Below are 25,595 nucleotides of genomic sequence, written 5' to 3'. Positions count from 1 at the left end.
ACTATTAGGAGGGGAGCCATGAAATCACATGTCCGAACATTACAGATCGCTTTCACTTATATTGGCACCATTGTAGGAGCCGGATTCGCCACCGGGCAGGAAATATTAAAATTCTTCACACGTTACGGGCACTGGGCAGTCCTGACCATCCTGCTCTCAACTATATTGTTCATATGGCTGGGTACAAAAATGATGGTCATTGCTCGGCGAATAGAAGCGGAATCCTATGAGGACTTTAACCGTCACCTCTTCGGGGAACAGGTCGGAAGCACCATCAGTTTGTTCACGATGGTCGTCCTGATCGGAGTAAACAGTATTATGCTTGCAGGGGCTTAAGCGCTATTTTTCAGGAGCATCTCGGACTTCATTATCAGACTGGACTACTTATCACATTGCTTGGTTCATACTTTCTGCTAAAACGAGGAATTTCCGGTATTCTGCAAATGAACAGTATTGTAGTTCCTTTAATGCTTACTCTGTCACTTATCATTATTTTTAATACTTTTCAAATTCCGGGAGCTGGACGATTCCTGTTCCTTGATAACGATCGCTCTCTCTTTGGGGCATGGATGTCACCGCTGCTCTACACCGCCTTTAATTTAGGGATGGCACAAGCTGTTTTAGTCCCTATGGCTCGTCACACAGAGGAAGAAAAATCCCTTGTATGGGGCGGTATTATTGGGGGTACCGGGATTGGTTTTATGTTGATTGCCGCACATTTCGCAATGAGCTCACAGATGCCAGGGATTCTCAAGTTTGAAATTCCGATGGGCAGCATCGCCGTCCGGTTGGGTACTGTAGTGCAAACTATATATCTGCTGCTGATCTTTTTGGAGATCTTCAGCACTTTTGTCGCCGATATTTATGGAGTAGCTGTACAGCTTAAGCAACGGCTTCCCCTATCAACCGCATTGATTACACCACTTCTGATGTTGGTCTGCTATTTACTGAGCCAGTTCGGCTTTAGTTCACTGCTCTCCGTGTTCTACCCAATCTTCGGAGGTTTATCACTGGTCTGGGCTGTCAAACTGCTACGAACACCATGGTCCTCTCCACCAGGTAGTAATACTTCATCGAACTCAAAGGAGAAGGGGAACAGTATCGTATCCGTAAAACCAATCACCCGAACTACACGGAAATAACCGCTGCTGTAGGAATCATACGTGCTGCCGCTTCCGCCACATGCTTGTGACAGGTCATCATCACAATCTGGCGGGAGATCGACAGTTCTCCAAGAAGTCCAAGTGCAGCATGAAGACGAGACTCATCAAAGTTAACGAAGAGATCATCGAATAACAGCGGCAGCGATACTTGCCGTGACATGGTCTCTGCCAATGCCAGCCGGATGGCAAGATACAGCTGTTCTGCCGTCCCTCGGCTGAGCAGTCCACTGTCCAGCAGTCCCCCGTCCTTGTGTTCAGCTTTCAGCTCTTTATGCCCTAGTGTCATAACAACCCTTTTGTATTCCCCTTCCGTCAGCTTGGAGAAATAATCTGAGGCAAGCAGTAATACCTGTGGCTGCTTCTCCTGCTCATACACACGGCGAGTTCGCCCGATTAGTTCGGCAGTTATCGCTGCCACTGCATATTTATCAGCCACGATCCGCAAGGCTGCTCTCTGCTCTTCCAGTTGCTGAATAACGGAATCCTCCACGCAGCGCTCCTTCAAATACTCCCTTTCCTGAAGCAGCTTGCCTCGTTGCTCCAGCAGGGTGTTCCAACCCTCTTCCTGCCGTTCCATCAATTCTTCAGCCGATGACCGCTCCAGCTGCAATGCTTCCGCATCATGATGATTTAATAATTCCAGCAGAGCAGCAACCCGCTCCTCCTCCCAACCACCGAACATAGCAAGCTCCCACTGGCGAATCGATTTATTCAGATCACTGCGCCGCTGCACAGCTGCTGACCTGCGTAAGAAATCCTCTCCACCAGTCGCCCCGCCTTCCTGTATCAGAAGCTCACGATGTTCTCTCAGCTCACCTAATATCCTGTGGCTCTCCTTGAGTTCTTCATCCACATCCTGCAATCTTGACTGCATAGTTTCCCGGCGAATCAAGTCCTTTTTCAGATCATCCCATGCTCTTTTTCGCAGTTCCAGCCAGCTTAGTAAGGTTAATGCAGATACTCGTTTCCCCTCTTGCGGATCTATTTCAAAACCAGCTGCCGCTACACCAGACTCGTCGCCAAGATCAGCACCCGACTCATAAATAAGAGCGAGCAGCTCCTCCTCAAACACGTTACATTCTGCTTCCAGCTCCTTCAATCGTAAGGAGAGTTTATTCTCTTGGCGCAGCAGCTCATTCCCTTGTTCAACCATAGCAAAAATATCCGGCAGCCCTTCAGGAGATAATCCTTCAGGCAACCTGCGTTGGCAAAGCCATTCTTCATATTGCTCAGCCGTTTCCGTGAATGCCGCCTCCGCCCGGTGCATTTCTTCAGCGAGCAGCTTCTCTTGGCCTGCCAGCGTCTCCAGCTCCGTGCGGCAGGCATCACGCTCGGCGGCATAGCGTTCGATGCGCTGCCGCCAAGCTGACCAAGCCTCCATGAGCCTGCGAAGCTCCCTCATGGAGGCCTCCAGCCGCCTGCGTCAGGGCTGGACCCCGGGGCGGCCGTCCGCCGCCCCGGCACAACGCTCTCCGGCTCCGCCCCGGAGAGCAGCTGCCCCGCAGCCGCAGCATCTCGGCTGCGGCTGCGCTGACGTCCCCGCCATGCTCTGGCGGGGACGCTTCCAGCCGGCGCGCTCCGCGCAAGCCGGCCCAAAGGGCCAGATCGGCCGCGCCCAGCAGGCCGATCGCAAGCACGGCGCTGGCCGGCGGAGCACCGGTCAGCCACAACACTGTGGGCAGCAGCACGGTTAGTGCTGCCCCGGCCCACAGCAGGCGCCGGTAGAGCGCGGCCATGCGCTTCGCGCCAAGGCCGTCACTTCCGGCGCCGCGCGCTGGCCCTTCGCTGAGCTGCGCTTCGCGCCAGCGTTCGGCCGCCTGCTGCAGCTCGTCCCACAGCTGCAGCACTTCACGGGCGCTGCGCGGAGCCAGCTGCGCAAAAGCTTCCGCGCCGGTAGCGTGCTCACGCGCCAGCGCCCGTTCTGCTGCTTGGAGCGACGCTGAGGCAGCGGCCAAACGGGATCGCAACGACTGCCGCGTTGCACCCTCCGCCTCCATGCGGCGGTCATAACTAGCGAACGCCGCCGCAAACTTCCGTGCAGCTTCACGATCCGCCGCTGTCCCAGAGAATGAAGTCAGCTCTGCAGGGCCCCAGCTCACATCAATGCCGCGCAGAATTCGCCGCAAATGCTCATTCAGCGCCGTTAATTCTCCCTCAAGCCGCTGTCTTTCCGTTCTACGGTTCTCGTAACTGCTCCGATGCCGGTCCAGCCGCTCTAAAACAGGCCCCTGCGCTGCTAATACTTCATCTGGAGGGTTCTTTGCCAGTTCAATAGTAAGCTCGCTTAGAAGACGTTCATAACGTACTACTGATCCCTGTGCATTACGAATTTCTCCTTCAAACGCCTGAAAGCGAGTTGCTCCTTCTTCAGGAAAGGCTGAAATCAATGGCAATCCTTGCAGCTCTAGCTGAGCCTCGCTCCACTTTAACCACAGCTCACGGACTTCCTGTGCTTTTCGAAACATCACTAGCTGCTCTCCAGTGAGCTTGCGCTGTTGCTCCAATTCACCTAGCTCCGACTCCGTTACCCTCAATGCAACTATATTATCGTTATATCGCGGAAGATAAGAACGGCTCTCAACCATTTGTCGCTCAAGCTTTTCAATGGCTTGCACAACTTTTGCTGCTTCTTGCAGCTTGCCACGAGGTTTGTACAGCTTCTCAGCTTCCTGCACCAAACGGCGTTCCGCACGCATGATTGTACCGCCACCGCCCATACCTGCATGAAAAAGAAAGCTGCTCATCTCCTCAGATTGAAGGGCAGCAAGCTCCTGCAGCTCGTCCAGTGAAACTGCGAACAATTGCTGGAACATACTCCTAGAGATCCCCCCAAGTAAATATCGTTCCATTTCAGCTTGTCCCAGCTCTTGAGTCGTTTCATTTGGATGATTTACTGTAATGTTCAGCTTTTCATTTCTTCCTGATCCCTCAGCACCTGAAGCAAAACGGCGAATGGTCCACAAACCTTCATTACTATCACGTATCTTCAAAGTTCCCCCATGCAATCCGCCTTGCATAGGTTCATACCTTTCCAAGGGATTTCCACGGCTTGGAATTCCAAACAGCATAGAGCGTATGAATTGCAGTGTCGTACTTTTTCCTGCTTCATTACGCCCATAAAGTACGGTCACTCCCTGCGTTAAATGAATCTCTCGATTGTGAAGACGCCCGAAGCCATTGATATGCAAATGTTCAATTCTCATCGTTTTGCCCTCCGGCTTGTTGATACGAAAGACTTTCCGCCGCTTCAACAGTATCATCCATCCCGCCAAGCATCGTGATTCCCTGCTCTGCTGAACCACGTAGCCAGCTCAACTTCTCTTCTTGACTAGTCATAGACAACAGCTTTCGCAGCTCCTGATTCTCCAATAGCGGTTTAAGCGCACTATTTAATAATTCTTCGAGCGCTTCCGGGGAATGTTCCGTATGCTCTGCAATGCGCAGCATTTCTCCAAGAAAACTATCCTCTTCCAATAAGCGTTGGCGATCAATAGCTAAACCGGACTCTATAGCGAACCCTTCCGTCCAGACAAGCCCTTTGTAATCTTTACGCTCAGCCCTAATCGCCTCACGGCGCTGGAGTTCAGACAGCAAATCCTCTGCTGCCCCTTTTTCAGCCAATACTTTATGTACGTCCCCTCGCCCAATCAGACGAAATCTGACCACCGACATGAGCTCCGGGAGCTCCGCGCGGATGTCTTCAATAACCTGCTCCACTTTCTGTATCCATTCTGCTTCATTGCTTAATCCTTCTATAGATAAGTCTCTAACCTGCCAGCGGACGAAATCCAGTTCATGAAATTGCAGAGTGGATCTTCCAGCCTCATCTACATCCACAATATAACAACCTTTAGCTCCGGTTTCCTTAATGCTGCGCCCTTGTATATTGCCTGGATATACAATCACAGGCTTCTCATGCAGTACACTACGTTTATGAATATGTCCAAGCGCCCAATAATCAAACCCCCGTTCGATAAGGTCCCTGCGACTGCAAGGAGAATAGGTCTCATGCAGCAAATCACCGTCTACATTGCCATGCAGCATCGCAATATGAAACAGGCGGCTGCCAGGTTTACGAGAAAAGGTTACAGCTGTGTTGTTCGTCACTTTCGCCGTTGGGTAAGAGATTCCACTAACGATGGCAACTTCTTGGCCATCTATACGGCGGCAAGCTGTAGCGTGATCTGGCTTCTCTCCGCCAAATACGGTAACATGCTTTGGCATTTCCGTTGTCAGACGCAGTCCGTCAAGCGGATCGTGGTTGCCATGAATCAGGAACACGTGAATCCCGTGCTCACCGAGTTCTTTGAGCGCTTCCTGAAATCGCAGCTGTCCCTGTAATGATGCATCTGAAACATCATACACATCTCCACTAATGACAATAAAATCAACATTCTCTTGGATCGCAACGCGGACAAGCCGCCCGAGGGCGGCAAAGGTAGACTCACGTAAATAAGCACGAATGGCTGGCGAAATATGCGCCAGCCCGGCAAAACGGCTATCCAGATGTAAATCAGCAGTATGCAGAAAGCGAAATGGAATCATAGGTGCTCACCCTTTCGTTCCTGAAGGATACTGTAAATAGGTTTTTTTAAGTTCATTAGCAACTCGTGTCAACGAATATAGGCTTTTGGCTTTATCCCATGCGGAGCGCGAAAGCTCATAACGATAAGCCGGATCAGATATCACCTTCTCTAATGCATCAGCAAGAGCAATCTCATCGTCAGGACTGACCAATAAACCATTCACACCATCTTCAATCTGCTCCGGTATTCCGCCCACATTTGTCCCCACTAAAGCCAGGCAGCTAAGTGCCGCTTCCGCAAACACTGAACCGAACGCCTCCGCCCGAGAGGGCAATACGAAAATATCAAAGAATGGCATGAATTCTTCAGGGTGCAGCGTATATCCGTAAAAGATCGTTTCATTATAGATCCCTAAATGCTGGGCCATCTTTTCCAGATCCGCACGTGAAGGACCGTCGCCAATAATATGCAGTACATACTCATGGCCGCGATTTTTAAGCTCCGCGCAAGCGTTGAGTAATATATCTATTCCTTTAGCCGGAACCAGACGTGTCACGGTCACTAGCTGCGGAATAGCGTTATCATGCGGAACAGGCTTAAATCTTTTTTCATCAAAACCATTCGGTATAACACCTATATTAGAAGGATCAATAATATAAGGGGCCACATACTCTGCAAAAGATCGCGACACCGTCATTAATCGATCACTAACATGCTCAAGTTCACGATAAAGTGAGACTAGAAAACGATGCTCCAAGCCATCCTCGGAAATCGCTCCATTTAGAATCAATTCCCGCTCGTAACTGGAATGCAGGGTATGAATTAACGGAGTATCAGGGAACACTTTTTTCATCGCTAAGCCAGCAATCGGATGATGAGAATGAATAAGATCATAAGGCTTACTCATCCGCAGTTTTGTCCACCATAAATAATCACGATAGGTCTGAATATATTTTTGAACGATCGGACTTTCTCCATACTGCGTCCAATCAAACGTCTCGAATATTACTTCCTCATGCCCCTTATTGCGAATCCGCTTAGGCAGCCAAAACAAATCCATCTCCCAACGGCTTGAACGGAATCTTTCCTGAAGATAAGGGATCATAGATGATACACCACCGGGTTGCTCCGGCGGGAAGAAGAGCGCTTGCAGCAAATTCATATGGTACATCCCCTTTACAATTGCCCTGTGTACTGTAAGACTTGGCAATTATGATATAGTTGAATATATGTAGAATTTCAGGTACGATTACGTTCCCCATACCTTGATTTTATCGGTATAAACATGAAACAGCAACTAAGAAAAAGGAGAATGATCTATGAAGGAAGAACAGCTGCCTGCCTCTTACACCGCATCTATTAAAGAAATGCTGGGGCAAGAGGCAGATGCTTTTCTAGAAAGTTATTCAGCGCCACGAACTCAAGGACTGCGCTTTAATCCGCTAAAAAGCACCTCAGCCATAGGCCAAGTTGCGGTGGACCGTACAGTCTCACAATTTATTTTGAAGCCTATCCCATGGTGCCAGGGCGGGTTTTATTATGATGAGCCCGCTCGACCAGGCAGACATCCTTACCATGCAGCTGGACTATATTATATTCAGGAGCCTTCCGCAATGTCCGCAGCTGAACTGCTGGCACCTGAACCCGGTGAAACCGTCCTCGATCTTGCAGCAGCCCCTGGAGGTAAAACTACGCATATCGCTGGTTTAATGCAGGGACAAGGCCTCTTAATCTCTAATGAAATCCATCCGGAACGCGCAAAAATTCTAGCAGAGAACGTTGAACGTCTGGGCATTAAGAATACCCTCGTAACCTGTGCAACACCAGAACAGCTATCTGCGCGTTTCCCGCAAGCTTTTGACCGAATTATGCTGGATGCTCCTTGTTCTGGAGAAGGCATGTTCCGAAAAGATCCAAAAGCCATTCAAGAATGGTCTCCTGCTCATGTAGTTATGTGCGCAGCGAGACAATGGGATATCCTGCAAGACGCCTACATTATGCTTAAACCAGGGGGTACTTTAGCTTACTCTACCTGCACCTTTAACCGTCAAGAGAATGAAGAAACCATTGCTCGATTGACGGCTAGTTACCCCGATATGGAACTACTCACCTGCAAACGCCTTTGGCCGCATTTAGAAAAGGGCGAAGGTCACTTTGTTGCACTCCTGCGTAAGCAAATTGACACTGTATCCGTAAATGACGATGCCAACCGCAACGCCAAAAAACGCCGAAGCAAAAACAACCCAAAAACTAATTCTTCTGTACGTGATGCCTACCAGCTTTTTCAAGACTGGGCTGCGGTAGAACTGCCTGGTCTTTCATGCCAAGGTGTACCCCTGCTCTTCGGCGAATCTCTTTATTTGCTGCCAGAATCCTTTAATGGCAACCTCCATACCGGGCTGCTGGACGGACTGCGTATTCCACGAGCTGGACTACATATTGCCCATTTGAAGAAAAATCGGATTGAACCTGCTCATGCATTAGCTATGGCACTTCAGCCCCTACAAGCATCACGAAGCTTTGATCTCAGCAGTGAGGGCCCGGAAATACATGCTTGGCTCCGCGGTGAAAGCCTGCCTGTCCCCAGCGAATTACATGGATGGACGCTTGTAACTTTAGATGGTTTGCCAATTAGTTGGGGCAAGGCGAGTTTAGGCCAGCTTAAAAATCATCTCCCTAAAGGATTACGTATCCTAAAAGCCCATATTGACGAGCAATAGGCCATAGACCAGTGCAACAGGCCCTCTTCGGCATATGATGTCATTATCTCAGAAAGCTGCGACACCAGTCACAGCAATTGAGAAGAAGACATAAGTTGAGGAGGAATAAATCATGGGTGAATTTCAAGGAGGAGCTTTCACTTCGACCGGAGCGATTTTGGTACTTTTCATCTTGCTGGTCATCATTTCCCGTTCGTTGTTTGTTTAAAACCTTCCCGGCTTAATTAGCTGGTGAAACGAAGCGGCTGTGTCGTCCTTTTTTGGGGCGGTGCGGCCGCTTTATTTCTTTCCGACATAACATCTCCATTTGTTATTCTCGTGAATATTTACCGTCTGAAAGCCCGATTTCCGTAATAACTGCTCCATCTCTTCGTTCTTAGTGAATTGCTTCATATGATAATTGATTTTATAGATCTCAGAAATAATAACAAATGTACCGCCTGCTATCAGCACCCTAAATGCTTCACTTATATCTTGTTCGAGGTCCGGCCAGAAATAATGCGTCTGAATCGCTGTGATCGTCCCAAAAAATCCATCGTTGAACGGTGATGCTGGTATGTGCCTGATTCATGATTTTGATCATGATATTTCCTACGAACCCTCTAGGATTCTTGGCTTGCTCAATCAGCGCATTCAATAAACCCATATTTGTACCTCCCAATCAATTGGCCATACCAGCAGCCTGATCCCTTGATATATGTTCCGTAAGATTTTCTGCTGTAACTGCCCACTTATCTGCTTGATACTCTATTTTATGAATACTAGTATATGAAGTCGGGAAATGAGCATTCTTATTCGTCCACGTTAGCCCTTTTAAAATATGGTATATAACATTAATTACGCCACCATGAGTGACCATAATTACATTTTCATTTGGATCAGTACTCTCCAGTTCATTACATAGTTTTGAGAAACTTGAACTTATTCGCGTAAAAAATTCCTGGGGACTTTCTCCTCCTGGAAATCTCTCATCCATTCTTAAAGCCGAGAAATAAAGACCCGGGTATCGTTCATTTGCGATTTCATGGGGCATTCCAGCGATTACACCATTGTTCGTTTCTCTCCAATACTGGCTGCTTTCAACAGGCAAATTAAGCTCTCTGGCGATCTCATTTGCTGTATCTAACGCACGTTGCAAATCACTACAAAGAATACGGGTTATGTTAAAGCTAGATTGATTTTCCTTAAGATAATATCCAAGACGTTCGGCTTGTCTATATCCCTCTACTACAAGTCCACGTTGACTCCAACCCCCACGAAAGCCTTCTTCATCTATTCCATGCCTTATAAAATATATAGCCATCGATTGTATACCTCCTGAACAAGATTGTTATACATTTGCATTAAACTTCGAAAACGCTTGTTTTTTAAGTTGATCCCAATTGGGCGTTGCGATGTTTGCTTGTTGCTTCAAAATATCAAATGAATCAAACAAAGCTGCTATTTCGCTGAAAGAACCGTCCACTAATTTCATAAACGGTAATTTATGAATTATTGTCAGACCATAATATACAGCCTGCTTGTGCTTTCGAACAAAGTTAACTTGCCCTGCTGGAGTGACAGTATAACCTAATTGCTCCATGATTTGAAACCCCTCGTCCATTACTGAAATGGCTTGTTTTAATAGCTTCTTATCTTTGGATACCTTTTTCAAATCCCCGTCATGCAGATAACTAAGGGAGTTCAAAGCCACTATAGGCACGATATGACTTTTGAGCCAAGCATCCATATCCTCATGATAAGTTAGCTTATACTTAACATTTTTAAACGCATCATCCAGTACAGGCTTTATTGGAATCTCACCGTCTAAACTGCCAAGTACCATTTGCCCTCCTGCGTGTATTTTGATAACGCGACCGCTCGTTTCCCGAATTCCTGCACTAAGCTGAAATCCGAAGAGTATATTTTTCCTCACATTGCTCATTTCCTGTAGATCCTTTTGCATGCCAGGAGCATCGCCATTGTTCCCCACAAGAATTATATTCTGACTCTGATTCTCAGCTAGAATAGGTAGCACAGATGGAAAATCATTATATTTCATAACAACAAAAATAAGATCATAGAGATCATCGGATCGAAGCGTAGAGATGACCTTTACTGTATCCACAGTGTTTTTAATTTGAAAATAATGGCGAAGCACAAGTCCGTCTTTCGTCAATTGCTCTGCTCGCTTTCCTCTGGCAAGCATGGTGACATCATTTCCCCCACGCACTAGAACATGTGCAAGATAGCTGCCTAATACTCCCGCTCCAAAAACTAAAACTCTCATATTTAACTCCTCTATCCCTTTTTAGACATTTGTTGAATTTTGATCAACTGTTCGATAAAATCAGATTATCACATCTCCGGTAGGGTTCAATCGTTAGTTTGATCGGGTTTGTTGATTTTTCAACAGAATACGATACATTGTTTAATAAAAAGGGAGTCTTACCATGGACAGAAGAATTAAAAAAAACCAAACAGCCATCATGAATGCATTAATTCAACTGATGGCTGAAAAAGATTTTGAAAAAATAACGATCAACGAAATCGCAGAGCGCGCTGATGTAAACCGCGGAACGATTTATTCCCATTATGCGGATAAATACGATCTGATGGATAAATGTCTGGAGGCTCAGCTCCGGCAACTAATCGAAAGCTGCTCCGCAGTGGAGGATGAAACCGAACCTAATCCCTCGAAGGCGTCATTGCTCCGCACGCTGGAACAATTGGAGGAGAATGCTCTCTTTTATAAGACTTTATTAAGAAACAAAGCTTTACTCTCCTTTAGAAACCAATTACAAGAAATGATAAATGAGCAGATTAAGGTACAATTTTTAGAAAACAATTTTAACCTGGATGAGCTGAGTAAAGATATATCTGTGCAATTTTTGAGTTCGGCGACTGTCGGAGTGATTGAATGGTGGTTTACTCATAGTAATCCTTGCTCTGCAAAAGAGATCACTGAAAAGTTATGGTCCATGGTCGATCTAAATCTGCAGATGATCCGTTCTCAAGCTTGAATATGCTCTCCCGTATCCATCTCATAAATGGAGCTGATGATTTTTTCAATGGGAATCTCCTTAATAGATATATCAAGGATCTCTACCTTTTCGCTAAGAATATGCAGAAACTCGCCCATTTTACATTGCTCGGTATCGATCAGCAGCTCCACTTCGTAATCCGATATTCTTTCCGATATCAGAGTCCCAGGCAGATCAATATCTCCAATAGTTGTGGCGGCTGAAAGCCTGACTACTTTTTTGGCGCCCAGATGCAGTCGAAGTTCAGAAAACTTGTCGTCATATACTTTTTTCCCTTGATGAATTATAAGTACTCTTTGAACCAAACGCTCTACATCTTCCAAGTCATGTGTTGTCAGAATAAATGTGGTGCCTTCCTGATTCATTTGCTTAATGAATTCTCTGATTCTTTGTTTAGCTATCACATCCAGCCCGATCGTCGGCTCATCCAAAAAAACCACAGGTGGTGAATGAAGCATCGCCATAATAAACTCGCATTTCATTCGTTCTCCCAGGGAAAGGGTTCGTGTGGGTTTAGTGATAATATCGCCAATCTCAAACATGTTTACAAATCGGTCCAGTCTTGTACGAAAGTCGTTCGTAGGAATATCATAGATTTCCTTGTTCATATAAAAGCTATCCAAAGGGGGTATGTCCCATATTAACTGCGATTTCTGTCCGAACAATACCCCGATTTGTTTTACATATTGATTTTTCTGCTTATGAGGGTTGTACCCTAGAACATTTATTTCGCCCGAGGTAGGATAGAGAACGCCTGTCAGCATTTTAATAGTCGTAGATTTCCCCGCACCGTTTGGACCCAGAATGCCAATGATTTCTCCTTTTCCAACACTGAACGAAAGATCTTCTACAGAGGTAATGATCGATTTTTCACGGTGAAACAGACTTTTAAATACGCTTTTTGCATCTTGTCCACGGTGATAGGTTTCATATTGCTTGGTTAAGTTCTTGACGGTAATAATGTCCAAGTGAAATTCTCCTTCTTAGAGCTAAACTAATCTTTTATCCTCCAGCGCTTTTGTAACTGCGAAGCATGTATGTATAGAGCCAAATTCCGAAGGCAGCAAATAACACACAAGGGATAATCGCTATAAAAAAATAGGGTTCCCATCGGCCAATCAGTGTAGATGCTGGAAAGTAAGCAATCATGGAAACCGGAAACAGAAAAGAACTCACGGCTACGACTGCTTTAGGAAAAATCGTCCCTGGATAACGTCCAAAAGACTTAATGCTCTCAAACATCTCCGGCAAGCGGGAATTCGCTACCCATTTGAAGGAAATCGCTGCCACAATAAGCGCCACGCCGAACATAACAAGCAGCCCTGCGCCAAACAACAACAGGAACAATAACCAAGAGCCGATGGTCATCCCATCGATTCCGCTAAGTGCGTATACGAACATGATTACTCCTCCGCCTAAAAGCCCGATACTTTCGAACTCAAAAGATCTGGCCAACAGCAGAAAAAGGCTCGAGGTCGGTTTAATTAATACCACTTCCAAAGTCCCTTCTACAACATGAGACATCGTATTCCACATAATTCCGTTAAAAAAAATCCCGGCACAAGCCGTAGACAGAATAAAAACGGATTGAATCAACAGCGCCTCTTTAAAGGTCCAACCTGCAAATGAAGCATTCGAATTATAAATGAATACCGTTACTAGAGGAAACAGCACATTCCCTATGAGCATGATAAGACTATTAAGAATAAAATTAACACGATAAGTGATAGCAGAAGCAATATTCGCCTTCATGCAGGTTTTATATATTTGATACATACGTTTCATGCGCCCACCCCCGTAAAATGCTTAAGCGACACCGCATACAGCACCCGGCAGACAACTCCGGCAATAATTACCGCTATGAGCTGCAGCAATAACACTTGAGGAATAGGTAAGGTTATATCCGCTAAAGTATAGCTACCTGTATAGACCATTGCAGGAAGAAAGGCCGTGTATTGAAAGGGTAAAAAAAAGGACGCCATTTGTAAGGATTTTGGGAAAAATACTAATGGAATCAGCGATCCTGAAAATATCCCTTCGCAAAGATTAAAAAAATTACGAATACTAGAGGATTGCACCATCCAAAAGGCGACCATTCCAATACTATAATGAATGAAAAAATTCATCATAAACGCCATAGCTATCGAAAGAATCGCGTATAGTAAATTTGCGGGTAAGACATCAATATGAAAAATAAAGAAAAAGATCATAAAGCAGGGTAAAAATTCAAATAAAAGCCCAAGTACCCTATGCCCTGCCTTCTGAGACAAAGCAAAGAACATATGATTTAGCGGTCTTAACGAAAACGTAATGAATTTCCCGGTGCGAATAAGCATTTGTAAATTCCAATCGGCAAAATCCATCGTCAAATAGTTGATCAACATCGTAGCACAAAAATAGGAAAGCATTTGGGAGAGTGACATCCCGTTGATATAAGATTCCCCGCTATAAACAGCGCTCCATATATAATACTGCACTAAAAAGTACACTGGGCCTACAAAAATAGAAACCATCGAATGCGTCCTGTACGCACTCCATTCCTTATAAGTAACAAAAGCAACCGCCCTCATAATGCGAAAGCGGTGCTTTATCATCTCAAACATAAGTCACATCCTGCCTATCTATAGATATCACATAAAAAAAGTCTTTTTCTTATTCGAGTCCGGACCAGATCACATTGTGGGTGCCAAATACCGCTCTACCGTCCCATACCCCTTTGTGAAAAGGAAGATACCAAACGGCAATCAGCTTTTCAACCGGGTCAACGAATAAGGCACAGGCCCCAGCCCCTTCGTGAAAAAAAGTGCCTTCAGAGTAAGAAGTACTCACATTATAGCGAAGGTCTGGTCCCAGTCCGTATGGTCGATCCGCTCCTGCATCTCCCCATGCGTAGTTTGGAATTTTCTCAGAATTAAACCGCTTGGTCATTCTTTGTACAGCCATTCGGCTTAAGATATGACTCCCTTCGTATTGCCCTTGATTAAGCAGCATAATTCCGAACTTTTGCAGATCAGCAACTGTGGAATATAACCCACCACCAGTTTCCGGAACGTTGATTTCTTCCTCAGACCTTTGTCCCGCATCCGTAATTTCCCCGTTTTGCAGCTTCTGAAGATATTCCTTAGCCCTTTCCGAACGAATGGCGATCCTACCAGCTTTTTCTGCTGGTATATCAAAGAAGGTATCTTTCATGCCTAACGGTTTTACAATGTGGTCCATTATGTATTTTTCTGCAAAAGCACCTGTTATTTTCTCGATAATTGCGCCCAAAATCGCGTATCCAAACGATGAATACATCCATTGAGTCCCTACCGGAAAATGAATCCCTTTAGATAGACCGGCTTTAATCCAGTTTTCTTTTCCAAGCTCTGATTCAAAAATATACCACCATGCACTTTTATAGTAAGTATCACTTATAGTGCCAGGATCGGGAGCGATGCCAGAGGTATGAGTCAGTAAATGTGCAATGGTAATCGGCTTAAAAGGGTCGGCATCAAACTCTGGAAGAATAGAACTCACAGGCTGCCCCATAAAAATCTTACCATCATCCGCAAGCTGCCAAATCGCTGTCGCCGTAAACAGCTTCGTAATTGAAGCAACACGAAAAATTGTATCCGTTTTCATTTCCTGGGTGCTTTCTTCTTCGTAACTGAAACGACCTCCGGCAGCACTAGCAAAGATTTTCCCGTAACGACTAAGAGAATAAATATAACCATCGACTACTTTTTTATCACAGAGATCCTCATAAAAATGATTAACTACCTCTAAACGGTCCTCCCTGTAATTCACTTCGTTCAGCTTGCTAAGCTCTGTGGATGATAACATTATTCGCACTCCCCCTTATTATTCAATAAAATACATGATGCATAAATATCTTGCAATAAAACCCAAATAATTGAAAGGGTGATTTTACATATAACTATTTTATACTGCTCCAATAATTCTGTAACAGCAATGCTGTAATCTCGTTAACGGTTTGTCGTTAGAGATTTAACTAGTGCCATTCCACTAACCAGACCAAATACTATTCCATCATGTATGGTTGCGAATTTGAATATCTCCATATTCGAAATGTTAAAATACATTACTAAAGTTGGATACATAAGCAGAAGAAAACTTGGAAGAAACACAATAAACAACAGAAGCCAATTAACAACAAAAGCTTTAGGTAATCCTTCTAATAACGCCAGATAGATTCCATAGACAAACGGGATAATAGCCGTGATCCATACAGTATTTTCTAATTGATAGTTCTTTTGTGCCTCTTCAGTGTAATGACTAATTAGCGAGTTTCCATAATGTAATAAGAGCGCCCCCACTATGATCCAGACAAGATAATATAAAAGTTTTGAATTCCGCATCTTCATGAAATCACTCCATTTCTTTTTATATAGTTCATTAGAATGTCTCCATTTAACTTACCATATAATCCATACTTTGGATATTATATTAAAGTAAACTGGCCCTAACTAAAAAGGCTACCTCTCGGCAGCCCTTAATTGAATTCCAACTCCCCTGTAGGATAAGTCTATCTGCGAGGCATGGTGACGCCAGCTTTGTTGTTATATTTTTCCGTAGCTTCCTTGATGACATCGTTACCGCCCTTAGAAAGCCACTCTTCCACAACCTTCGGCCAGTCGCTGATAGGTTCCTTGCCATATACCATCTTTACCATGTGCGTCAGCAGTACCGGAGGAGCCGTGTCCGAGTTAGGTGCAATGTCTGGATTCTTCACCAAGGCATCTAGCCGCGGGTCGAACTGAATTCCGTCACGGCCTTCGTTAGCCAGAATAGTATCGTATACATTGATCAAGCTTCTGCCTTCTTCTGTCATGTTAAGGACACCCTTATTATAAGTAGTATCCTGCACCATCCAGAGGAATGACTGGCGGTAGCGCTCCTCATCTATAGCGGCGGAATCCGCAGGAGAAGTGTATACGATTTTGCCGTTCTCTTCCTTATAGGTTTCGTCCTTAATCCCAAAGGTAAAGAAGGTTTCTGCCTCTTCGCTCAGCATCCAGTCAAAAAATTTCACAATATCCGCAGCATTCTTCGTACCTTCCTTAATAAAATAGGTGCGCGTGGCGGAGCCGTACAAGTAGGAGCCTCCTTTTCCATCAGGTCCCACTGGCGAAGGAATAATCTCCAGCTTGGCGGATGGCGTCGTAGCCTTCAGTTGCTGCTCCCACTGCAGAAGCTCGTTGGCATTCATCGTCCACATGCCCGCTTTGCCTGAGAGAATCGCATTTTTGTAGTTGGTCGGGTTAATGGTGGCAAATTCCTTGTTGATCAAACCCTCTGTATACATGGTGTTGTAGGTTTGTAACGCCTTCATCATATTTTCGCTATCCATAAACTTCGGCTGAACCTGGCCGTTTACTTCCTCGAACATAGTCAGATACGGAAAAACATCATAAGCGCCAAAGAAAGCATCCGCATATTTGAAGTCTTGGCGGCCCATGTACGGGTTCTCTATCCCCAGCTTTTTGAAGGCACGCAACACAGTCAAGTACTCATCGACCGTTTTTGGAACCTGCAAGCCGGTTTGATCCAGCAGGTCCTTGCGAATCCAAGTCGCCCGGCGGGAGGGATTGGATAGAAACTCCGGTATTGCATAAATTTTCCCTTGATAGGTGACGTTCTCCCAAGCTTCCTTTGGGATTACTTTCAAAAGGTTCTGGCCGTTTTGCTGCAGCAGATCATCCAAGGGCATGAACACACCAGCTTCAACAGAACCAGCCATCTCCTTGCCATTTACGCCGCCCGAACCTTGAACGACATCCGGTATATCATTAGTAGCGAACATCTGCACCATTTTCTGCTCGAACTCTTTATGAGGAACCAACACAATATCCAAGTCTGTGTTTGTCATCTCCTCCAGCTTTTTCACCCATTTGTCCTTATTCAAGTCGGGTGATTTCTCAACGTAGTTAAAAGCCAGCGTCCGCATCGAGATCGAGAATTCAGTTTTCTGCGGCGTATTTGACGCGCCTCCGGCAGTCTCTTCTTTGTCCTTGTTCGAGCAACCTGCAATAACGGTAGCACCCATTACGATAGCCAGACAGATGCCAATCCATTTTTTCATAATATAACCCTCTCCTTGTACAATGGGGTGTATACGTAAAATGAAGATATCTTAAGACTAATAAGCTTTTGGGATCTCAACACGGTGGGTAATTCCCTGATTCGTAAAGTAGACATGAACCCCATGGTCCTGATCGTCCATAAAGTACGATACGTAATCCCGGCTTCCTGCTTTTTGGGGAATCAGAAGAGTGACGATCCGATGGCTTACAGCCTCTTGGGTAGAGGCAGTCAAATGCCAATGCTCGGGCAGCCCTTCCCATTCTTTCGGATCTACATCTGTAAATTGATTGCTTTGACTGAGTGCCATTTCTCCCGAGGAACTATAGACAAATCTGCCCTCCATCTGAGCTTTTTTACCATGTACTTTAAAAGATTGATCCTTCAGCTTCATGGGATACAGCGTATGAAACAGCCAATCCAATTTTCCCGGACGTTCCAGCTCGACACTGTCTGTGATAACAAAGTAAGCGCTATCAAAGAAAAATATTTCCCGCACATACCGCTTGATATAGGGTACATTCTCGCGGTAGGCTTCGGTGGCATCCATTTGCGTGTAGTTGATTCCGGGCGTACTATACGCCTTCAACACCTTACCGTAGGCTGCCATGTTCTTCGACTTGTCCGTGCCAGCATATTGGCCTTTGCCGTCAATAAGAATTGCGTTCTTGGAGCGGGTCTGCCTGCGCCACTGCATATGCATCGTACTGTTGAATGCAACGTAATAGCCGCTTTCAATAGCCAAGGGCTCGCCGAAGGCATGCAGCAGGAAGGCGTTTTGATCCCCATGGCTATGGCTCACAGAGCCGTAACGGCTGCTCTTGGTCAACAGCATGATATGTTCCTGCGGATCCTCCATCCGATGATGCATGGCCACCCATCCCACATCCTGAAACCACTTCAAAGGTTCTGCAGCCACCGGTGGCTCTGAAGAAATCTGCGGATAATCTGTGCGATAAACCATCTCATCGAACCGGAAATCCCACCAGCCGTAGTTATAGAAGATCATCTGGGTGTCAGGGTTCAGTTCCTTAGTTTGCTCAAAATACCATTGGTACTGGCCATTCCCGGTTAAACCCGCGAATTGACGGATATTGAAGCCCGTTTTGAGATTGACCGGATCTCCCAGTGACGATTGATCGCCGAAGCTGGCCCTCATGGTATCCGGACTGAAGCAATAGAGCGGAAAGTCACCTGTTTTGCGAAAGAAAGGACGGTCATAGAAATTGATTGCCATGTATTTGCGAATTAGATTGAGCGCCTCCGTAACGAATGCCATCTGAGTGGTCCAATACATCGGACCTTCGGCCCACCCGCCGTCTTTGCCACCCCATGGGGTATACATGGCGGAGAAGTACTCCAGCGTATAATCAAGCCATTCCTGCGCCTTCTCCTCCTCACCCAACATGGAAATACAACAGGGTACGAGAACAGAGGATAAAGAGCGGATCGCATGGCTGTCATAAGGAACTTGATGGATGCGGGAGCGTTCGATGACATGGAATGCGATCTGCCCGGTTCTTCGCAGTAGCGCCTGCCTTACCTTAAGGCGTTCTTCTTCCGTCAGAGAGCCGTGAAGCCAATCATAGCCCCATGCCAACGCTCCGGCTATGCGAAAGGAGCATTCATCGTTGTAATCCCGGCTGGTGGTACCATCTGTGTTCCAGCTTGCAGCATGAAGCAGCCACTCTTTAGCTTTGGCGATAAGCGCCTCGTCCTCCAACACAACTCCAGCTATAGCAAGATGCCGGATAGCATAGAAGACTTCCTGGCAGTCCATATACATCTGCCGCCATAGTGTGGCGACACGCTTATTATCTGGATACGGTGCAGGCTCGGGAATAAGCTCGCGCTTTGTCCAGGGTAGAACGGAATGCTTCAGGAAGTCTTCCCAGCCAGTTGAAATCGGGTCTTGGCGGACAACTTCCCGGTAAGACGGTAGCTGTTCCGCTTGAAGCCAAAGCCGCGGATGGTTGGCGGAAGCAGCTGAATATCGTTCTGTACGGGAAGGCAGTGGCGTTAGCGGCAATTCATCCTCCACCACAAAAGCTCTTACTTTACTCCACTCGGAACGGATATCATTCTCCCCGATAAGACTGTATCGCCAATAATACGAGCCGGGCGCCAACGGCTTATCCGGGGTAAACAAATTATAGGGAATTCTGCTGTAGGTCAACGTATCTTCAGACTCAAATTCAGTTTTTGAGGAGATCTGCAGCTCATACATGCTCTCTTCCAGACAAGCAGGCATCCAAGTAAACCGCGGAGGATTCTCTCCAACATCTATATGTTCATCTGGCCCATACGACAGGTCGAGTACGCCGCTGGTAGGTTGAAATAAAGGTTCTAACATCTCTACTCCTCCGTATTCCGGGACTTTTCCTGAATCAGTCCCGCTTTAGGGTCAAGGCAATAGACCACTGCTTGCCCAGTTGTTGCTATTTGGATTTGGGGCGGTTCGCCCACCTGACTCACTAGCTTCAGTACAGCAGGTTCGTGACCGTCCCGATAAACCGTAATAAAATCAACCGACGGGCCTTTGTGCCGAAGCATAATGCCTCGTAGCAATCTACTCGGGTCTTCGGCATTACCCGGTGTGCGGATTTCATACATAGTGGAGCCGGGCGCCAGTAGAGTACTCGTGGATACTTCATACTCCCGGCAGGTGCTCACTCCATCATAACGGATATTCCACTCCGTATTTAACGGGCAGTCCGTCTCATTTTTCATTGCGGACAGTACTTCTACTGAGCCATAACCCGCTTCCAGTCCAAGGACTGCCGGAGAATCCTTCTGGACACGGTGAGGGTCGAACGGTAACAGCAAATGTCCCGTCGGATGAAACCATAAGTCTACTTCCTGACTCCGCTCCGTTACTTGCTCAACATGAAACCAATCCAGCAGCCAACCGTCGGCCAATACAAGATGCCGCTCTAGAACAGCTCCTTCATAGGCGCCGTCTGAACGAATCCATAAGTACGTAGCGTTGCCTTCCTGGCGAAATTGACAGCAGCTTCCGGTATTTGGAGCTTGGGAACGACCTCCGATGGTGACCGTGTTATGGCTCGCAGTTTCGGAATACCATTCCTTGCGCAAAACAGATCCATAAGGAACCATACCCAGCTCGGGAGCAACCTCGCCCCATCGGTGCATAATCGTGATATGAAGCTTGTCGAAATGTCCATGTGATCCGCCATGCTCTCCGAAATCCGCCAGCACGGACAGCGGATTGCCCGGGTGGCGGAGCACGGCGAATCCGGAATCCGGCAGTAGAACAGAGTCTCTCACCCTGTAACTGGTCTGAAGCTCCTTACTCTCACCTGCTCCATACAGCACTGCCTCCAGACCAGTCCTTAATTCCTGCCCGTATAGATATCTATAAGCATTCGCCAGTATTGGCTGGAGACTCGGGTCTTTGTAAACCGCAATACCTATTTCAAATACTTCAGCAATTTCTCGGGCGAAAGGAACGCGCGCATAAGGACCATCATGCACGGCTGGAAGCTCCCCGTTATCGCCGCTAAGCTCTGCCAGCAACTGAAACATGCCACGGATGGATTGTCCCTGTTCTCCTTTGGCAGCATAGAGGTCAACCCCGAAGCGCCCGTACATCTCGGCTGCTATGAGATAAGCCCGCAATACAAAAATATGGTAGTACGTGCTGCCTTCAAATTCAAAACCATCTGGCTTCACGCCAATGGACAGATGATGATAGAATCCGCCTTCTCCCTCCAGCAAAGAAGCAAGCTTTTCTCTGGTACCCTTGGCGGCATATACACAAGCCAGGCTAGCATTCAGCCATGCGGTATAATTGTTCTCTGCATTCTTCTTCTCGTAAATGAGGATGTGGCGGTATTGCTCCATACTCTCCTCCAGCATCGTGAAGAACACTTGCAGCTTTACCTCTTCCTCCCCAGCGAACGTTACTCCATGATCCACAAGCAGCAGATAGGCCCGAATAAGCGTAGTGGACCAGATAGCCTCTGTCAGCGCCTGATGAAAGGCACGGCCACTAAGCATCCAGGGTTGAGCATCGGGATGAACCGGATACAAAGGAAACTGCTCCGCATAACCGACAAGAATCTTCCGGGCTAAGCTGCTGTAGAATTCTTCTCCGTCTGCGGCGAATACCACGGCAGCTTGCAGCGCGTATCGCGCCATTGCCTGATGCCGGTATACCAGCCATGCTCCCCGGTAGGGCTCACCTTCCAGCTTGCAGCCCTTCGGGCAAGAAAAGACAACCGCATCTTGCTCCATAACATCGAAGATTAGCTCAGTATGATGCTGGGGACATACATATTGGTGCCACCAGCCACCAGGTTCTGTCGGGAGCAGAATCTCTTCTCTCCGGAAGGGATCCAGCTCCATTTTCAATTTATCCACCTCAAGACCAACCCAGGAAAAAGTATCTGCTTTCTCCTTAAGGTTCATCATCGCATGAACAAGCCTCCGTTAATTTCAATAATTTCGCCTGTCAGATAATCCGACAGCTCTGAAGCGAGGAAGAGTGCCACATTGCTCACATCCTGTGGAGCACCTTCCCGGCCCAGCGGAATCTTCGCAATCGTTGCCTGTCTTGCCGCATCTGCAGTAAAGGTAGCATGGAAAGCGGTCTGACCGATAAATCCAGGAGAGATAGCGTTTACATTAATCCCGTGAGGACTCAGCTCCTTGGCAAGTCCCTTGGTATAAGACCATACCGCAGCTTTGCCCGCTGCATAAATGGAAGCCCCCGGTCCGCCGCCGTCATGGGCCGCAAGGGAAGATACATTGATGATTTTACCGCTTTTCTTGGCAATCATCCCTGCGGATACGGCTTTGCAGGCAAACACGCATGATTTAAAATTGACGTCCATCACCTTGTTGTAATGCTCTTCGTTCATTTCAGTATTGGGAACCCGATTGATCATGCCGCCTGCATTGTTGACGAGAATATCGATGGTTCCGCCGAAATGCTCCTCTATTTCCTTTACCATATTTTCCAATTGGGCAGGACTTGTTGCGTCTGCCTGAAAAGCATAAGCTTCTCCTCCGGCCTGACGGATCGCTTCCACCGTCTCCTCCGCAGAACCGAACAAATAGTTTACCGCCACTTTGGCGCCGGAAGCAGCCAAAGTCTCCAAGATTTGTCGGCCTATCCCTGCATTGGACCCTGTAACAAGCGCAATTTTACCAGTCAAATCAATTTTCATTGCCTATTTCCTCCTAATAGTAATTTTTTCTGAAAACATCTTTTTCCTCACTCCGCAGGCATGGATAAGATCAACCGGGTTCCCTCATTCTCCACGCTTTCGACACTTAATCCGTATTGTTCACCGAACACCATTTGAATTCTCCGGTGCACGTTCATGAGCCCGATTCCACCTCTATGATAGAGGGAGTCTCCTTCCGTATCCGCCAGCTGATTCAGATTCAGCTTCTCACGAAGCTTATCAAGCCGTTCGCGGGACATCCCTGCGCCGTTATCCTCTACAAGAACTAGAAAACGATCTCCCTCTTTTCTGGCGTCGATTCTAATATAGTGCTTGTCTTCAATTCCCTCGGGAAACGCATGCTGAAAAATATTTTCGATCAAGGGCTGAAGTGTAAGCCTGACCATCTTAGCCAGTAGCAGCGTCGGCGGAATCACTACGTCAATTTCGAACTCCCTGCCGATCCGGTGCTTGAGAATCGTCATGTAGCTCAGTACATGATTAAGCTCATTGGCAATCGTAATTTCCTCCAGATTAGTTTGGATGGAGTAGCGAAGCATGAATGCCATGGCCTCCACTATTTCTGTGATTTCATCCGAATCCTGAACGACCGCATAACATTTGATAGTCTCTAATGTGTTATATAGATAGTGCGGATTAATCTGCAGCTGGAGTGCCTGGAATTCAGCTTGATGACGTTCCAGAGCCTCCTTCTGGGTGGTAAGCTCCGCTTCGTATACCCGCTCAATCATTTCGGACAGCCGGGTCACCATGAGATTGTAGCTGCGCATCAATCCCCCCAGTTCATCCTGACGGCCGTTCATCTCAAGCCTGCGCCACTTGCCTTTTTCCGTCTCCCTCATGCCCTCCTTAAGAATCAGGATGGGCTTCGTGATGGATCGTCCGAACCAGGCTGCAAGGAGCAGTGTGCCGACAAGCGTGAGAACTCCCACCACCAGCGTGGTCGTACGAATGGTAGAAATAGGCTTGCGCAGCTCACCAACGGGTATGGATACTACAAGCTGCCATTTGGAATATTCGGATTTTCTCGACACGAACAAATACTCTTTCCCGTCTACTTTTTCCACCACAGAGTCATTTGGGTGTTGAAATACGTTCTGAATGTGCTCAGCAGATAACCCAGGGTGGTTATTATTCCCTTCCGCCCGGTAAAGGAGCTTGCCGAATTCGTCCATGATAAAATAGGACCCGCCCTGTCCCAGATCAAGAGGTTCCCATATACGGGCCAGATCCTCAGCCTTGAATTCAATGGCGACTATACCTTTGGGACGATAGGAAGAGACCCCTCTGATTCGGCGGACCATCGTAATAATGTTCTTATCCCCTTCATTCATCACATTCGTGTTGAGAATGGTGATGCGGCCGCTCTCCGGCGTATGTTCGCTTAAGAAACGGTAGCGTTCCTGAGGATGAAACTGCAGGCTATGTGCCTGATAGGAGTTATCATCGCTAATGGCCTTGCCGTGTTCACCGATGACGTACATCAGATTAATCTGGGGATACAGAATAAACAAAGAACGAAACAAATACTTCTGAATGTCATTCGTATATTGATAGTAGGAGAAGCTATCCTCCGGGTCCATATCCAAGAACTCCTTGACTTGATTGTAGGACAGGATGGAATCGCTAGCCTTTTCATAATTTTGCAAATACAGATCCGTTTGATAAGACGCACTTCTGATGACTTGAGCAATGGACTTCTCAGAAGACTTATCCAGCTCAGCCGAAGCCTGAAAATAAGAGATAAATCCAACCATGGACAAGGATAGAAGAATGACGGTCAGAAAGGAGGCAAACAGCTTGTTCGACAGACTCTTTCTCATCAATCGATCCCCAGCTGGTTGCGGTACTCCGAAGGAGCCAGCCCGGTGAACTTTTTGAACGTCTTCGTAAAATGAGGATGGTCTGCATACCCGACTTCATAGGAAATATCGGTGATCCGATAGCTTGCATCGGCAAGTAATCTTTTGGCCTTCTCCATCCTGCGTTTTATGCGGTAATGTACAAAGGTCTCTCCTGTTGAGTGCTTAAACATCTGGCTGAAATAAGAGGCATTTAGCCCAAGCACTTCCGCCACTTCTTCCAGCGATACTTCCTGGGCGAGATGCTTTTCAATAAATGCTTTAGCTTCCTCTATCGGATCCTTCGCTTTACCCTTGCGCTTTCTACGAAGCTCTTCCAATATAGCTGCTGACGCTTCTGCGAAGCAGTGAAATAACTGCTCAGGTCCAGCTGCTGCGGACAAGTCTAACAGGCTTTTACCGGGTGTAACTGAATTGACAAGCAGCTTCTTCACGAGTAAAGCATAGCCCTCTTCCAGAAGCTCTTTTTGCTGAATCCGGCTCATCTTACGCTGGAGGAAGTCAGTTTCCCATTCCTTCAGTACAAGGTACAGCCTTTCTTTATCCAAGGTCCAGATGGCATCATCCATACGCACGACCCATTCATCGAGCTTAGCGACAGAGACAAAACTCTCTAACTTCTCTCTATGCGCTTCCAGTTTGGCGATCACATTTTGAAGGTTCCCTTTGCTCACGGGTTTCAGGAGATATTCTTTCACTCCATAGGACACGCATTGGCGGGCGTATTCAAAATCCCCATAACCCGAGATGACAACAGTCTGAATATCCGTCTCCATCTCCGACAGCCGCCGGCACAGCTCCAGTCCGTCTACCTTGGGCATACGGATATCTGTAAAAAGAAAATCCGGCTGCTCCTCCATAATGAGCTGGATGGCCTCCTCGCCATTCTGGGCCAGCTTAATGTTATACGGATGCTCGCCGCATTGCTGGATCATGATAGAAAGTCCCTTTCGAATCATGGGCTCGTCGTCTACGATTAATACACATCTCATCCATGGATACCA

The 25,595-nt window shown here is 46.8% G+C and carries 20 protein-coding genes and 2 pseudogenes; 4 read left to right on the top strand and 18 right to left on the bottom strand.

Annotated features, from left to right (window positions below; all coding sequences use genetic code 11):
- Nucleotides 1-18: 18 nt before the first annotated feature.
- Nucleotides 19-1,142, top strand: a pseudogene (locus MHH50_RS10790) (hypothetical protein).
- On the opposite strand, the gene MHH50_RS10785 reads toward MHH50_RS10790, so the two are convergent.
- The 4 genes from MHH50_RS10785 to MHH50_RS10770 are packed head-to-tail and all read right to left on the bottom strand — an operon-like array spanning nucleotide 1,129 to nucleotide 6,851.
- Nucleotides 1,129-2,544 carry a hypothetical protein gene (locus MHH50_RS10785; RefSeq protein ID WP_340034291.1) on the bottom strand — a complete coding sequence of 472 codons (1,416 nt, stop codon included), beginning with the start codon at nucleotides 2,542-2,544 and terminating at the stop codon, nucleotides 1,129-1,131. The pseudogene MHH50_RS10790 and the gene MHH50_RS10785 sit on opposite strands and share 14 nt — an antisense overlap.
- Nucleotides 2,489-4,366 (bottom strand): AAA family ATPase, encoded by a 1,878-nt coding sequence (locus MHH50_RS10780; RefSeq protein ID WP_340034290.1) that lies wholly within the window; start codon nucleotides 4,364-4,366, stop codon nucleotides 2,489-2,491. Before MHH50_RS10780 ends, MHH50_RS10785 begins: the two co-directional genes overlap by 56 nt.
- Complete coding sequence (locus MHH50_RS10775; RefSeq protein WP_076218090.1) at nucleotides 4,356-5,708, bottom strand: DNA repair exonuclease; 1,353 nt, start codon at nucleotides 5,706-5,708, stop codon at nucleotides 4,356-4,358. The genes MHH50_RS10780 and MHH50_RS10775 overlap by 11 nt, the downstream gene beginning before the upstream one ends.
- Before the next feature lie 6 nt (nucleotides 5,709-5,714).
- Complete coding sequence (locus tag MHH50_RS10770) at nucleotides 5,715-6,851, bottom strand: glycosyltransferase family 4 protein (protein ID WP_076191391.1); 1,137 nt, start codon at nucleotides 6,849-6,851, stop codon at nucleotides 5,715-5,717.
- A gap of 157 nt (nucleotides 6,852-7,008) precedes the next feature.
- Here MHH50_RS10770 and MHH50_RS10765 point away from each other — a divergent pair, with 157 nt between their 5' ends.
- Nucleotides 7,009-8,409, top strand: coding sequence for an RsmB/NOP family class I SAM-dependent RNA methyltransferase (locus MHH50_RS10765; protein WP_076305890.1), 1,401 nt, complete (start codon nucleotides 7,009-7,011; stop codon nucleotides 8,407-8,409).
- Between the two features lie 112 nt (nucleotides 8,410-8,521).
- Nucleotides 8,522-8,617, top strand: coding sequence for a sporulation protein YjcZ (locus MHH50_RS10760; RefSeq protein ID WP_081383126.1), 96 nt, complete (start codon nucleotides 8,522-8,524; stop codon nucleotides 8,615-8,617).
- Between the two features lie 71 nt (nucleotides 8,618-8,688).
- On the opposite strand, the pseudogene MHH50_RS10755 reads toward MHH50_RS10760, so the two are convergent.
- The 3 genes and pseudogenes from MHH50_RS10755 to MHH50_RS10745 all read right to left on the bottom strand — a co-directional run bounded on the left by MHH50_RS10755 (nucleotide 8,689) and on the right by MHH50_RS10745 (nucleotide 10,678).
- Nucleotides 8,689-9,055: pseudogene (locus MHH50_RS10755) on the bottom strand (methyltransferase domain-containing protein).
- 15 nt (nucleotides 9,056-9,070) lie between these two features.
- Nucleotides 9,071-9,712 (bottom strand): histidine phosphatase family protein, encoded by a 642-nt coding sequence (locus MHH50_RS10750; RefSeq protein WP_076191382.1) that lies wholly within the window; start codon nucleotides 9,710-9,712, stop codon nucleotides 9,071-9,073.
- Between the two features lie 27 nt (nucleotides 9,713-9,739).
- Nucleotides 9,740-10,678: a 2-dehydropantoate 2-reductase N-terminal domain-containing protein gene (locus MHH50_RS10745; protein ID WP_076130143.1), complete on the bottom strand. Its 939-nt coding sequence runs from the start codon at nucleotides 10,676-10,678 to the stop codon at nucleotides 9,740-9,742.
- A 163-nt stretch (nucleotides 10,679-10,841) separates the two neighbouring features.
- Here MHH50_RS10745 and MHH50_RS10740 point away from each other — a divergent pair, with 163 nt between their 5' ends.
- Nucleotides 10,842-11,411, top strand: a complete 570-nt coding sequence (locus MHH50_RS10740; RefSeq protein WP_076309873.1) for a TetR/AcrR family transcriptional regulator — start codon at nucleotides 10,842-10,844, stop codon at nucleotides 11,409-11,411.
- Here the strand turns inward: MHH50_RS10740 and MHH50_RS10735 are convergent.
- The 11 genes from MHH50_RS10735 to MHH50_RS10685 form a co-directional block, all read right to left on the bottom strand.
- A complete protein-coding gene (locus MHH50_RS10735; protein WP_248549246.1) occupies nucleotides 11,402-12,400 on the bottom strand; it encodes an ATP-binding cassette domain-containing protein in 999 nt (332 codons plus the stop codon). The genes MHH50_RS10740 and MHH50_RS10735 overlap by 10 nt on opposite strands.
- A gap of 34 nt (nucleotides 12,401-12,434) precedes the next feature.
- Nucleotides 12,435-13,217 carry an ABC-2 family transporter protein gene (locus MHH50_RS10730; protein ID WP_036689373.1) on the bottom strand — a complete coding sequence of 261 codons (783 nt, stop codon included), beginning with the start codon at nucleotides 13,215-13,217 and terminating at the stop codon, nucleotides 12,435-12,437.
- Nucleotides 13,214-13,945, bottom strand: coding sequence for an ABC-2 family transporter protein (locus MHH50_RS10725; protein WP_256720942.1), 732 nt, complete (start codon nucleotides 13,943-13,945; stop codon nucleotides 13,214-13,216). Before MHH50_RS10725 ends, MHH50_RS10730 begins: the two co-directional genes overlap by 4 nt.
- Before the next feature lie 139 nt (nucleotides 13,946-14,084).
- Nucleotides 14,085-15,257, bottom strand: coding sequence for a serine hydrolase domain-containing protein (locus MHH50_RS10720; protein ID WP_339247814.1), 1,173 nt, complete (start codon nucleotides 15,255-15,257; stop codon nucleotides 14,085-14,087).
- Between the two features lie 143 nt (nucleotides 15,258-15,400).
- Nucleotides 15,401-15,799 carry a hypothetical protein gene (locus MHH50_RS10715; RefSeq protein ID WP_340034289.1) on the bottom strand — a complete coding sequence of 133 codons (399 nt, stop codon included), beginning with the start codon at nucleotides 15,797-15,799 and terminating at the stop codon, nucleotides 15,401-15,403.
- Nucleotides 15,800-15,960: 161 nt separating this feature from the next.
- Complete coding sequence (locus MHH50_RS10710; RefSeq protein ID WP_076130137.1) at nucleotides 15,961-17,517, bottom strand: extracellular solute-binding protein; 1,557 nt, start codon at nucleotides 17,515-17,517, stop codon at nucleotides 15,961-15,963.
- Between the two features lie 57 nt (nucleotides 17,518-17,574).
- On the bottom strand, nucleotides 17,575-19,869 hold the full coding sequence (locus tag MHH50_RS10705; protein WP_340034288.1) for a DUF4962 domain-containing protein: 2,295 nt from the start codon (nucleotides 19,867-19,869) through the stop codon (nucleotides 17,575-17,577).
- 2 nt (nucleotides 19,870-19,871) lie between these two features.
- On the bottom strand, nucleotides 19,872-21,950 hold the full coding sequence (locus MHH50_RS10700; RefSeq protein ID WP_340034287.1) for a heparinase II/III family protein: 2,079 nt from the start codon (nucleotides 21,948-21,950) through the stop codon (nucleotides 19,872-19,874).
- Nucleotides 21,947-22,708, bottom strand: a complete 762-nt coding sequence (locus MHH50_RS10695) for a glucose 1-dehydrogenase (RefSeq protein WP_076186672.1) — start codon at nucleotides 22,706-22,708, stop codon at nucleotides 21,947-21,949. Before MHH50_RS10695 ends, MHH50_RS10700 begins: the two co-directional genes overlap by 4 nt.
- Nucleotides 22,709-22,755: 47 nt before the next feature.
- Complete coding sequence (locus MHH50_RS10690; RefSeq protein WP_076130133.1) at nucleotides 22,756-24,552, bottom strand: sensor histidine kinase; 1,797 nt, start codon at nucleotides 24,550-24,552, stop codon at nucleotides 22,756-22,758.
- Entirely contained in the window at nucleotides 24,552-25,583 is a 1,032-nt protein-coding gene (locus MHH50_RS10685; RefSeq protein ID WP_076130132.1) for a response regulator, read from the bottom strand. The genes MHH50_RS10690 and MHH50_RS10685 overlap by 1 nt, the downstream gene beginning before the upstream one ends.
- Nucleotides 25,584-25,595: the final 12 nt, after the last annotated feature.

This window comes from Paenibacillus sp. FSL H3-0302, assembly GCF_037982245.1.
GTDB lineage: Bacteria > Bacillota > Bacilli > Paenibacillales > Paenibacillaceae > Paenibacillus_AQ > Paenibacillus_AQ odorifer.
Note: the sequence above shows the minus strand (reverse complement) of the source record. Positions and strands in the feature narration are given on the sequence as shown.